This window comes from Bacillus sp. JJ1532 (genome assembly GCF_036965085.1).
In the GTDB taxonomy this organism is placed as follows: Bacteria; Bacillota; Bacilli; order Bacillales; family Cytobacillaceae; genus Cytobacillus.
Genome location: NZ_JBALOW010000003.1, coordinates 22,353 through 34,299 on the forward strand (window position 1 = coordinate 22,353; position 11,947 = coordinate 34,299).

At 37.2% G+C, this 11,947-nt stretch carries 9 protein-coding genes and 1 pseudogene; 6 read left to right on the forward strand and 4 right to left on the reverse strand.

The annotated features are described in order from the left end of the window. Positions 1 to 9 precede the first annotated feature (9 nt). The gene (locus V7122_RS01560; RefSeq protein WP_335525598.1) at positions 10 to 1,323 is read left to right on the forward strand and encodes a Zn-dependent hydrolase; all 1,314 of its coding nucleotides are present in this window, start codon (positions 10 to 12) and stop codon (positions 1,321 to 1,323) included. Beyond that, positions 1,324 to 2,604, forward strand: a complete 1,281-nt coding sequence (locus tag V7122_RS01565; protein WP_335525599.1) for an ArgE/DapE family deacylase — start codon at positions 1,324 to 1,326, stop codon at positions 2,602 to 2,604. Between the two features lie 204 nt (positions 2,605 to 2,808). Here the strand turns inward: V7122_RS01565 and V7122_RS01570 are convergent, their stop codons facing one another. Both V7122_RS01570 and V7122_RS01575 read right to left on the reverse strand, forming a co-directional pair. Then, the gene (locus V7122_RS01570; protein WP_335525600.1) at positions 2,809 to 3,657 is read right to left on the reverse strand and encodes a carbon-nitrogen hydrolase family protein; all 849 of its coding nucleotides are present in this window, start codon (positions 3,655 to 3,657) and stop codon (positions 2,809 to 2,811) included. Between the two features lie 152 nt (positions 3,658 to 3,809). Continuing rightward, positions 3,810 to 5,204, reverse strand: a complete 1,395-nt coding sequence (locus V7122_RS01575) for a sigma-54 interaction domain-containing protein (protein ID WP_335525601.1) — start codon at positions 5,202 to 5,204, stop codon at positions 3,810 to 3,812. 267 nt (positions 5,205 to 5,471) lie between these two features. On the opposite strand from V7122_RS01575, the gene V7122_RS01580 reads away from it, so the two are divergent. From V7122_RS01580 to V7122_RS01590, 3 genes are all read left to right on the forward strand, one after another. Next, on the forward strand, positions 5,472 to 6,785 hold the full coding sequence (locus V7122_RS01580) for an aminotransferase family protein (protein ID WP_335525602.1): 1,314 nt from the start codon (positions 5,472 to 5,474) through the stop codon (positions 6,783 to 6,785). A 109-nt stretch (positions 6,786 to 6,894) separates the two neighbouring features. Further along, on the forward strand, positions 6,895 to 8,337 hold the full coding sequence (locus V7122_RS01585) for an aldehyde dehydrogenase family protein (RefSeq protein ID WP_335525603.1): 1,443 nt from the start codon (positions 6,895 to 6,897) through the stop codon (positions 8,335 to 8,337). 262 nt (positions 8,338 to 8,599) lie between these two features. Next, the gene (locus V7122_RS01590) at positions 8,600 to 9,514 is read left to right on the forward strand and encodes a DMT family transporter (RefSeq protein ID WP_335525604.1); all 915 of its coding nucleotides are present in this window, start codon (positions 8,600 to 8,602) and stop codon (positions 9,512 to 9,514) included. Positions 9,515 to 9,839: 325 nt separating this feature from the next. On the opposite strand, the gene V7122_RS01595 is transcribed toward V7122_RS01590, so the two are convergent. Both V7122_RS01595 and V7122_RS01600 read right to left on the reverse strand, forming a co-directional pair. Beyond that, complete coding sequence (locus tag V7122_RS01595) at positions 9,840 to 10,127, reverse strand: hypothetical protein (protein WP_335525605.1); 288 nt, start codon at positions 10,125 to 10,127, stop codon at positions 9,840 to 9,842. A gap of 104 nt (positions 10,128 to 10,231) precedes the next feature. After that, a pseudogene (locus tag V7122_RS01600) lies at positions 10,232 to 10,647 on the reverse strand (tyrosine-type recombinase/integrase); the annotation flags it as partial. A 75-nt stretch (positions 10,648 to 10,722) separates the two neighbouring features. Here V7122_RS01600 and V7122_RS01605 point away from each other — a divergent pair. Beyond that, complete coding sequence (locus V7122_RS01605; RefSeq protein WP_335353263.1) at positions 10,723 to 11,853, forward strand: plasmid pRiA4b ORF-3 family protein; 1,131 nt, start codon at positions 10,723 to 10,725, stop codon at positions 11,851 to 11,853. Positions 11,854 to 11,947: the final 94 nt, after the last annotated feature.

Sequence of the window (11,947 nt, forward strand, 5' to 3'; positions counted from 1 at the left end):
GACATATAGATGAAATCGATTAATACCGGGAAAGTAGCAGCTGTTCAAATGAATAGTGACCAAGAAAAAGAAGTGTTGCTTCGTATTAATATGCGACGTTTAATGGAAACGCTAGAAATCAGTAACCAAGTTGGCTCCCTTCCCGAAGGCGGGCTTTGCCGGCTTGCGTTAAGTGATGAAGATAAAGTAATGAGAGATCATCTATGCGAGTGGATGACAAAGGAAGGATTAGACGTTCGATTTGATGATTTTGGAAATATATATGGGCGTAGGGAAGGGCGAATTCCCGACGCTGCACCCGTATTGATCGGTTCTCATCTTGATACTCAGCCAGAGGGTGGTCGATATGATGGGATATTGGGCGTTCTTGCTGCCCTTGAAGTGATTCGAACTTTAAACGAGCGAGGAATAGAAACGGAAAGGCCTATTGAAGTTGTTAATTTCACAAATGAAGAAGGAGCCCGATTTGAACCACCAATGCTAGGATCCGGCGGTATAGCTTCTCTATTTAGAAAAGAATATATTTACGGATTAAAAGACAAAGATGGTAAGTACTTTGGTGATGAATTGCAACGTATTGGTTATGTTGGAGAAAAGAAAAATCGTATAGAAAAGGCGCACCGATACGTGGAATTGCATATTGAACAAGGACCCCTTCTTGAAAATCAGGGAATTTCTATTGGAGCAGTAGAAGGTGTACAAGGAATGACATGGCTAGAAGTGACCTTAGAAGGAAGTTCATCTCATGCGGGAACGACACCGATGGAGTTAAGAAAAGATGCCCTTCAGACAGCTTGTAAAATTATCCATTCATTACCTATCTTCGCCCATGAAGTGGATTCTGAAACGTTAGTTACGGTAGGACGAATGCAAATTTCCCCTCATTCTGTTAATTCTGTACCGGGGAAGGTTGTCTTCTCTGTTGATATTCGCCACTTTGACGATACGATACGCAGACAGGCAGTTGAGTTCATACAAGGTAAAATTACTATGCTTGCTACTTGCGACAATATCCAAGTTAAGATTTATAACTTATGGGATATAGATGCAACACGATTTTCCCCAGATGTTATAGAGATGATTGAACAAGCATCACAGAAGTACGGATATCCCTATCGAAGAATTGTAAGTGGTGCAGGCCATGATGCAAAGTACATTAACGATAGCTTCCCATCCGGTATGATCTTTGTTCCAAGTGCAGGTGGACGAAGCCATTGCCAAGACGAATTTACAAGTCAGGAAGATATCGAAAAAGGAGTAAACATTCTTTTATACGTTACGCTAAATCTAGCCAATCAGAAATTAATTGACGGAGGGAACTAAATGCATTCAGTTCAAAGTAGCGTGTTAACTTCTGTAATGGAAAAGGTAGAGGCGCTATGGGGAGAAGAACTTGCCTTTCTTCAACAGCTTGGCAGGTACCCTAGTACCCTTGGGAACGAAGCGCCAATTCAACGGTATATTGAACAATATTTGAAAGACATGGGGTTAGAGGTTGATTCATTTGTACCTGATATAAAAACTATCTCTAGACTTCCAGGGTATTCTCCTGTGGAATGGAGTTATGAAGGGCGACCCGTTGTTGCAGGCACACTGAAGACTCACGGAGAAAAAATTGGAAAAAGTTTGATTTTACAAGGGCATATTGATGTTGTAAGCCCAGAACCAGTAGTGTACTGGAATTATGACCCTTGGGGTTCAACGATTGTTGGAGACAAAATGTATGGTCGTGGCATTCAGGATATGAAATCTGGAGTTGCTGCGATGATCTTCGCATTGAAAGCTATCCAACAGTCGGGAATTGAACTTGGAGCCGACGTACAAGTCCAGACAGTCATTGAAGAGGAGTGTACAGGTAATGGGGCATTAGCGTTACTTGATGCCGGCTACCATGCCGATGGCGCCTTGATTCCTGAACCCTTTGGACCAAATGGTGTTGTCGCTCAAGTAGGCGTAATTTGGCTACGTATTAAAGTGCGTGGGTTAGGGGCCCATACTGAGCGCGCAGACAAAGCAGTAAATGCAATCGAGAAAGCATATGTAATGGTTCAGGCACTGTTGGACTATCAAAGAGTGATAAATAGCCGTCAAAAACATCCTGAATTCGCCAACCATAACCATCCTTTAAATGTTAATATTGGGAAAATCCATGCGGGCGATTGGCCATCCAGTGTTCCATCCGAATGTATTATTGAAGCAAGAGTTGGGTTATATCCTGGTCAAGATCCTGAAGATATAAAACAAGAAGTTAAAGAATATCTTCTACGGGCATCAGAGCAGGATGAATGGTTACGACAAACAAAACCCGAAATTAGTTTCTATGGATTTCATGCAGAAGGTGCCGAAGTTGATAGACAGGAAGAAATTTTCCATTTTTTAAAAGACGCTCATTTGTTAACAACTGGAAAAGAACTTGAATACATATCAGTTACAGCAACAACAGATATTCGCTTCTTTAATTTATACTATGGAATCCCTGCTACCTGTTATGGTCCGGTCGGTGGAAACATGCATGGAGCAGACGAATGGGTAGATTTAGAGAGTGTAAAACAAGTGACAAAAGCCTATGCAGCGTTTATTTTGCAGTGGTGTAAAATAAGGTAATAAAAGATATAGAACTAGTTAAAAAAGCCTAATTTACTCTTGAAATACAAGAGCTAATTTAGGCTTTTATAAACTAAAATTCTTAGATCCCCTATGAAGTACCTTAAGAAAGTTCAACAACGCATAGTTAAACAAATGAATAAACGTTGCACTCTTGAGGACTAACATGCCTAGAAATAGGAGACGGCTTAAATTAATATTTAATCATTTTGATACTTCTAATACAACTGGCTCAAGTGAATAAACCTCTGGTCTTCTATTACTTAATGATGGTAATTGTTTTCGCAAATCTCGTAAATAGCTAAAATCTAATTCCGCCATTAGTACCATTTCTTTATCTGCGGCAGTTGCGATTACAGTTCCCCATGGATTAACTATTTTTGAGCGCCCGAAGCTATGAAATGCAGGCTTGTTCCCAATCTGAGCTGGTGCGACAACGAATACTTGATTCTCTATAGCCCTAGCTCTTAATAAAACTTCCCAATGATCCTTGCCGGTAAAGGTAGGGAACTCTGCTGGTGCTACAATCATTTCTGCACCTTGTAATGCTAATAAACGATATAACTCCGGAAATCTAACATCATAGCAAATTGATAATCCAACTTTAGCAAACTCCGTATTTGCCACGACTATTTTCTTTCCGAAATCTTTTGTTTTAGATTCCTGAAACTCTGGGCCATTATTTATATCTACATCATATAAATGAACTTTTCTATATTCAGAAACAATCTCACCATTGGGATTAATTAATATCGAAGTATTATAATACTTTTCATTTCCTTTTACTTTTTCAAGAATACTTCCTCCATGAAGCCAGATATTAAATTCCTTTGCAACATCCTTTAGAAATTGTACCGTTCTCCCCGAGTCTAAATACTCAGCGTTTTCCCCTTCTTCTTCTTCAGTTCCTATAAAGTTAAAGTATTCAGGAAGTGCTACAAATTCTGCTCCCTTCTGTACTGCCTCACGAATAAATATCTCTGCTTTTTCAAGGTTAATATTTTTTTCATTTTGACTATCCATTTGAACTGCAGCTACTTTTACCGTTGTCATAAATACTGCCCTCCTTGGGTGCTGAATTTTTTTTATTTTCTGTTATTATAACACAGGCATATCCTAATCTTTTAATATTATTATTTTAGTAATCACTTCATTTTAGTGAGCATAATGTTTATTTTGTCGTTCTCAAATTATGTACAATATGGTTATTTTATTTTATACTTTTTTAACTTGCGAATTACAGATGGCTGACTTATTCCTAAATAATTTGCCATTTCATAAGTGGTTTTACAACGTTCATAGGCTTTTAATAATAGATGCTTTTCTAAATGTTCCATGTTTTTTTTAAGACTTTTTTCATGTGTAAATACTTGTTCAATTGAATTTAACTCAAGGCTCTGCTTCTTTTCATTAATTCTTCGGATAGATTTAGGTAAATCTTCAGGATAAATGGTTGTTCCCTCTGATATTAAGATGATTCGCTCGATCATATTTTCTAGCTCTCTCACATTTCCGGGCCATGAGTACTGAATAAAGACTTCATAAACAGATGGATGTAAATACATATTTGTATTATATTTTTTGTTAGTGTGATGAACATAATGTTGAATTAATATGGGAATGTCATCCTTCCTTTCATTTAAGGATGGAATATGAAGAGGAATTACATTTAGTCGATAGTATAAATCCAAGCGGAACTTGCCTTTATCAACCATATCCTCTAAATCTTGGTTTGTCGCAGTGATTAAACGGAAATCAATTTGTCGTTCTTTTTTCCCGCCTACACGCATAATTCTTTTTTCTTGCAATATTTTAAGTAACTTAACCTGCATTGGATAAGGAAGCTCTCCAATTTCATCTAAAAACAAAGTGCCACCATCTGCTTGTTCAATCAGCCCCTGTTTTCCCTGTTTATTTGCCCCAGTAAATGCCCCAGATTCGTAACCGAACATTTCTGATTCAAATAAGCTCTCAGGGATAGTACTGCAGTTTACCTCTATAAATGGCTCTTTGTCCCGGTTACTTTGAGAGTGCAGAGAGCGAGCAAGTACACTTTTACCTACACCAGACTCACCTAAAAATAGAACGGTGGCATCCGTTTTTGCTACACGGGAAATAGTTTTAGATATTTGCTGCATCTCTTTGCTTCTAAAGATAATTTTTTGATGCCCTTTTTCCCTTAATTCTTCTACCTCCGTTTGATAGCCTTTGATTTTTCGTTGTAATTGCTCATATTGAATTTGTAAATTCCTTATCTCCGTCTGATCTTGCGCATAGCTTATTACCCGTATCAACTGACCATCTTCATTAAAAATAGGGAATGCCGTTGACATAACGATTCGCCCTGTCTTTGTATGTTGTAAAATTTGAACCGGTCTTTTTTTAATTAAAACATTGGCAGTAATAGAAGGGGACAAAATGCCCTTGTTCTCTAAATCAAAAACGGATACCCCTACATTCCGATCAGGCTTTAATCCATATATTGACCAGTGATTTGGATTGGAGTCTAAAATAATTCCATCACTATCAGTAATAGTTATATTGTTATTAGATGTTTCAACAAGTTTAGCTAATAGTAATTCTAAGGCCGTATTAGTCACTATCTGTCTCTTCCTCTCACTTAAATTGTATTTAATTCAAATATAAATCAAAATGTATAAAATAATCAAAAAATAAATTAAAAGTAAAGGAAAATAATTCACTATTGAATTAAAGTCTAAAATAAAATTGCATTTTTTGTTTAACTTATAGATTGGCATGAAAGTTGCATATATAACTTCTATAGACCTAACAAAGGTTTTTTAGAAATCGTAGCAACAGTTGATTTCTTTTCTTTAAATTTCTAATCATGTAAGGGGAGAATTATAATGAGCAAAATTGCGATTTTAAACCAGGAATTAATAGAATTAGACAAAAAACATTTTTTACACCCCACTTCTGCGATCCAACAACAACAGACACAGGGTCCAGCATTTATTTTTACCAAAGGGGAAGGTGTATACCTTGAGGATGTGAATGGGAACAGGGTAATCGATGGAATGTCCTCCCTTTGGAATGTAAACATCGGGCATGGAAGAAAAGAGTTAGGGCAAGCAGCAATGGAACAAATGAATAAATTAGCTTTTAGTTCTTGTTTCGCCACATTCAGCAATGAACCAGTTATACGTTTAGCGGCGAAAATAGCTGAGATTACTCCAGGTAATTTAAGTGCAACCTTTTTTACGTCTGGGGGATCGGAAGCAAATGATACAGCTTATAAACTTGCCAGGCATTATTGGATTTTAAAAGGCCAGCCGAAGAAAAAGAAAATCATCTCAAGAAGTAGATCCTATCATGGGGTAGCGATGGGAGCGACTAGTGCAACAGGTTTAAAGCCTTTTAGAGATTTCACCAATTCATTAGCCCCTGATTTTTACCATGTTGATAATTTATCAGCGCAAGCTTTACGTGAAGTAATTGAGGCTGAGGGTCCGGAAACAATTGCTGCCTTTGTTGCGGAGCCAGTGCAGGGAGCTGGGGGTGTCCATATAGGCTCTAAAGATTACTTTAAGGAAGTACGGGAAATCTGTAATCATTATAATATTTTGCTTATTACTGATGAAGTGATTACTGGTTTTGGCCGAACAGGAAGAGCATTCGGAATAGAGCATTATGGTGTAACCCCAGATATGATGTGTTTTGCAAAAGGAGTAACAAGTGGATATGCTCAACTTGGTGGGGTTGTTTTCTCTGAACCAATTTATGAAGGTTTTAAAGAACTTTCAGTTGGGACACTTCTGCATGGTTATACCTATAGTGGCCATCCAATGGCTTGTGCTGTAGCTTTAAAAAATATTGAAATAATTGAGAATGAAAATTTAATTGATAACGCTCAAAAAATGGGTGAGGAAATGCTCAATGGCTTTAAATGGGTACAAACAGAAAGGAACCTTGTTGGTGAGGTGAGAGGATTAGGTTTAATGGGAGCAGTAGAAATTGAAAGTAATCAATTTTCACAAGGTCCATTAGCCCCCTTAATCGTAAATGAAGCTGCCAGACGGGGCCTCATATGCAGATCTGTTGTATTTGATGGCATGGATACTCTGGTATTCGCACCGCCATTAATCATTAACAAACAAGAGATTGATAGTATGATTGAAATTCTTAATGATTCTATCAATACAATTGAACAAAAATTATAAGAGAATGTGTAGCTTCTTTATTTAGTAAATCGGAAACCACCCTGATGGTCAGATTATGCCAGGAGTCTAAGGGATGCAGTCAGTTTGGATACTCAGGAGGTAAAAAAATATGTCGGTAACAAATAAGACAATAAAAAAGCAGTTATTTATCAATGGAGAATGGCTAGATTCAAAGGAATATGCTCCACTTTTCTCTCCGTATAGTAGAGAATTAATTGCTGAGGTTCCCGCCGCGACGGTAGAGGAGGTTGATTTGGCTATTGAGGCTGCTTATCAAACAAGAAATACAATGTCGGAAATGCCCAGCCATCAACGTGCAAAGATTCTAGAAAACCTTGCAAATTTAATTGAAAAACGTTCAGATGAGGCAGCTAAAATTATTGCTGAAGAGGCAGCCAAGCCGATAAATACGGCAAAAGTTGAGGTAGCGAGAACGATCCAAACGTATAAGTTCGCTGCTGAGGAAGCAAAAAGGTTAAGTGGAGAAACAATACCAATGGACGCAGCACCAGGTGGAGAAGGGAGACTAGCCTATACAGTAAGAGAACCGCTTGGGGTAATTGGAGCTATTACTCCATTTAATTTCCCTATGAATCTCGTTGCTCATAAGGTTGGACCAGCTATAGCTGCTGGAAATACAATCGTATTAAAACCAGCCAGCCAAACACCGCTATCTTCCTATTTTCTCGCTGAACTCTTACAAGAAGCAGGTTTACCATCAGGTGCTTTTAATGTAGTGACGGGAAGTGGCGCTGTTGTTGGTGAGAAGTTAATCGCAGATGATAGGGTGAAAAAAATTACTTTTACGGGAAGTCCTGAAGTAGGGATTGGAATTCGTAATAAAGCAGGGTTAAAGCATGTTACGCTTGAGCTAGGGTCAAACGCAGCTCTTATCGTAGATAGAAACGTTGATGTTGAAAAAATTGTCCCACGCTGTGTCACAGGTGCTTTTGGTTATCAGGGACAAGTTTGCATTTCACTTCAAAGGATTTATGTCCATAAAGATAATTACGATAGCTTCGTAGAGAGCTTTGTAAAAGCGACTGAAAATCTTATAGTTGGAGATCCTTTAGATTCACAAACAGATGTATCGGCATTAATATCTCCTAAGGATGTAGAACGTTCACTTAATTGGATCGAAGACGCCAAACAACATGGAGCGATAGTAGCAACAGGTGGAACTTATGAAGGAAATATTTTAATTCCAACAGTACTACTAGGAGTAGACGCTACTTCAAAGGTTTCTTGTCAGGAAGTTTTTGCCCCAATTGTTTTAATTAACAAAGTTGATTCTGTAGAGGAAGCCATAGATTTGGTAAATGACTCTAGATATGGGCTTCAGGCGGGTATCTATACGGAAAATATCCATACAGCTATGCATGCTTCAAAGAAGCTTCATGTAGGAGGCGTATTAATTAATGATATCCCTACATTCCGTGTTGATCATATGCCATATGGTGGTGTAAAAGAAAGCGGAGTTGGGAGAGAAGGGATAAAGTATGCAATAAAAGAAATGACCGAGTTAAAACTGGTAATCTTTAATAATAATTAATTTGATATTAAGGCTTTATTTAACAAGTCCTGGTTATCATAACCAGCTAAAATGGATACTTTGCAATATTTAATGTGAAGTTATCCATTTTTTTGTTTATTTAAGATGCTAATTTCTAAAGAACATTTTTTGTTTTAAAAATGATAGGTATCCCAATGGTTTTTTTTGAATAAAATTACTTTTGTAATAGTGAAATTTTTAGTAGAACGAAAAGTCCGGATTATCAACCATGAGAGGATATCTATTTAAAGGAGGTTCCCGAGTGAAAAAAATTTCCGCTATACCCAGCATAGCTATAACATTCTTAGTTTTTGTTTGGGGCATTTCCTGGTCCATATATAAAGTTTCATTACTTTACTCTCCGCCGATTCTATTTGCAGGAATGCGTGCACTACTTGGAGGCTTATTATTATCATTATTTATATTACGGACAAGGAAAAGAGTAAATTGGCGCGAAAACTGGTTCAGATACTGTATATCCGCTTTATTTAATACAATTTTATTTTTTGGTATTCAAACAGTGGGACTTATATATTTGCCTGGAGGGTTGTTTTCAGTTCTCGTTTATTTCCAACCTGTTCTAATTGGTTTATTTGCTTGGATCTGGCTAGGAGAAATATTGTCATTAAAAAAAATTATTGGATTAATCACAGGCTTTCTCGGTATTTTAGCAGTAAGTGCGGATGGGATAACTGGACAAATATCTATGATAGGAGTAGTTTTAGCTATACTGGCTGCTATATGTTGGGCACTAGGTGTAATCTATATAAAAAAGGAGAGTAATAAGGTAGATTCTTTATGGATGGTAGCTTTACAATGTACAATTGGAGGAGCTGTTTTAATAGGCATCGGTACAATAGTTGAAGACTGGTCAAGTATTGTTTGGAATCAGGAATATCTTTTAGGGGTAGTATTCGGTGCGACATTTGGAATTCCTATATCATTTAGTATCTATTATGGACTTATTAATAATGGAGACGCCAGCAAAGTGGCATCCTTTACATTTCTCGTACCACTTATTGCGGTATTAACTGGTACAGTGTTCCTTAATGAGCCAATTACTTATACACTGATAGTTGGATTAATTTTAATTGTAATTAGTATTGTTATTGTAAACTACGAAAAAAAGGATCAAGAAAATAAGATTAATGTGATAACGTATGATTCTGGTAAATAGGAAAATATATTATATTTTCATAAAAGCACTTGAAGATAACTCTCCAAGTGCTTTTATGAAAGGTCAATCCCCGCCAATCTCCTTAGCTTCTTCTCAATATGATTATTCTTTGCCTTCAACATGGACTTGCAAAACTTATGCCGGAACATATACTGCGTTAATTTCTTCTTTTTAGACACTCCTTCAATCATTGTCAGGTTTCCAGGGATTGTACATGCCCCCATATTTAAGAGGCGCTTGCTTTTTCTCAATGTGCATTGGTCATTTCTAAAAATTGCAGCCAACTACCAGAGGTCTTATTTGTGGCTTAGATTATTGCTGCCTTTTACTTTGCTAGTTTTTCAATAACATTCACAAATGGCATTTGCATTAATTCCAACCAATTCACTTCATTTTTATCTATTTCAGTTTCTATTATTCTAAGATGTTTACATATGGATAAGTCTACAACAGGGAGACCATTCAATTCACCAGTTACGGTGCGAAATATACACTCATTAGGGTAAATATCAAGGGCAAATCTGTTATCAATTAACATTACTCCACTTTCTATTTCCGGACTAAAGTCTGGATCCTCCGAATTAACAAAATATACATCAGTAATCTCAATCATTAAAATTCCCTCTTTTGCTTGTTTTTTGGTTTCAGTTCCTTTAATGTTTTCATTAATTCCAAGTGCTTTTATATAAGTAATCTTTAACAGTGCTTGATTTCGTCCTAAAATTTAGGTAAAGCATCCACCACATCCGCCAAATCACTATATGAATCCTTCAAGTATCTGCTTGTTGTCGCGATATTACTGTGGCCAGCAAGTCTCCTTACTTTTTCAATATCATTATTGGTGGATTTTAACATTCATTTACAGAAGGTATGCCGGAACATATGGGGGGCAATCTCTTCTTCGGTAGACTATTTCCTTCAATCTTTGTCTGGAACCCACGGACAGTGAACTTTGGCGATCGCCGGCTGTAAAAAACATATGGGGAATCGGCTACAATAAGCTTTTGCTTTGTCATTTCTGACCTGAAGCTTAGCCAGTCTTGAATTTCGGTCAGCAGCGTATTTGAAATAGGCACGGTCCGTACCTTCATTCCTTTTCCTACGATTCTAATACGCTTTAAATCTAAATCAATTTTTTTAGTTAATTAATGGTTTCCTGTATAATCTAAGTTAATATTTGCAGAAAACTGTAAGGGAGAGTCCAATAAATGCTCATTCAATGTACAAAGAAACTTTTAGACCAACTTGATATCAAATCTGATATTCAGGTAAAGGAAGAACCACTTTTTTCATGGCATGCCCATTTAATCACCCTTAACCGCAGGAAGACTATTGTACTTGTGAATGATCAAAATAGGTATGTGGTTGTTTTGCACGGACTAAAAGCGAAGGAATTTAAAAATCTCGATGAAGTTATATTACAAGGAATTCGTGAGACATTTAGGGAAGAGGGAATTAAGGATGAGGTAATAGAAAAGTTTCTCTCCCAATCTAAGGAAATCAGCTATACAAAAACAAAGGACCGTACCTCTGTAGCAAGAATGAATAAGGCTTGTGAAAATGTTTATTTTTTCGAGGAGCTACTGGAAAACGATTCTATCTTCAATACAAGGATGAGTATGCGGGTCAGCCGCTTTCTTGTGGGTGATGGGAAAAATAAATATATTGTGCCAAACGAAGAGATGTATAAGGATCTAGAAGAATTTGCTGGTGAATCTATTTTTATGACGAAGGCGGTACAACTGAAAGTCACACTTAGGCTGGAAAATAGGAATGTTTGGCGACGAATTCTTGTTCCGATAAATACGACCTTTAATCATTTGCATCATATTCTTCAGGCAGCCTTCGGATGGCGGAACTATCATCTCCATGAATTTTATGTTTATGGTAATGCACCATCTGAACATGTCTTATCAACAAATCATTCTGCTCATCATAAGGAGGGGCTTAAACCAATGGTGAATCTGGTTAGTCACGAAGAAGCTTTTGCCTACCGGAATGATGTTGAGATGAAGCTTGATACCGATATTAAGTTATCAGAATATATCCCTGCATACAAGAGGCTGAAATATAATTACGACTTCGGTGATAACTGGCAGCACGATATCGAGGTGGAGGAAGTAATGGACAATTATAATGCCAACTATCCTGTTTGCCTTGAAGGAGGAGGCAATACACCTCCAGAAGATGTTGGAGGGACCTATGGTTTTGAGGAGTTTTTAAAAATCCTTGCTGATCCCATGCACCCTGACCATAACCATATAGTCGAGTGGGGGAAAATGCAGGGCTATAAGGATTTTGATATTGAGGAAGTAAATAGAGAACTTAAAAATATGTGATGGGTTATTAGTATCTTTTATGGCTTACTGAATACTTAGAAGGGCGGCAGAAGGGTTCTTGTAAAGTGTTTTATTGGACAGGAATCTATGAAAT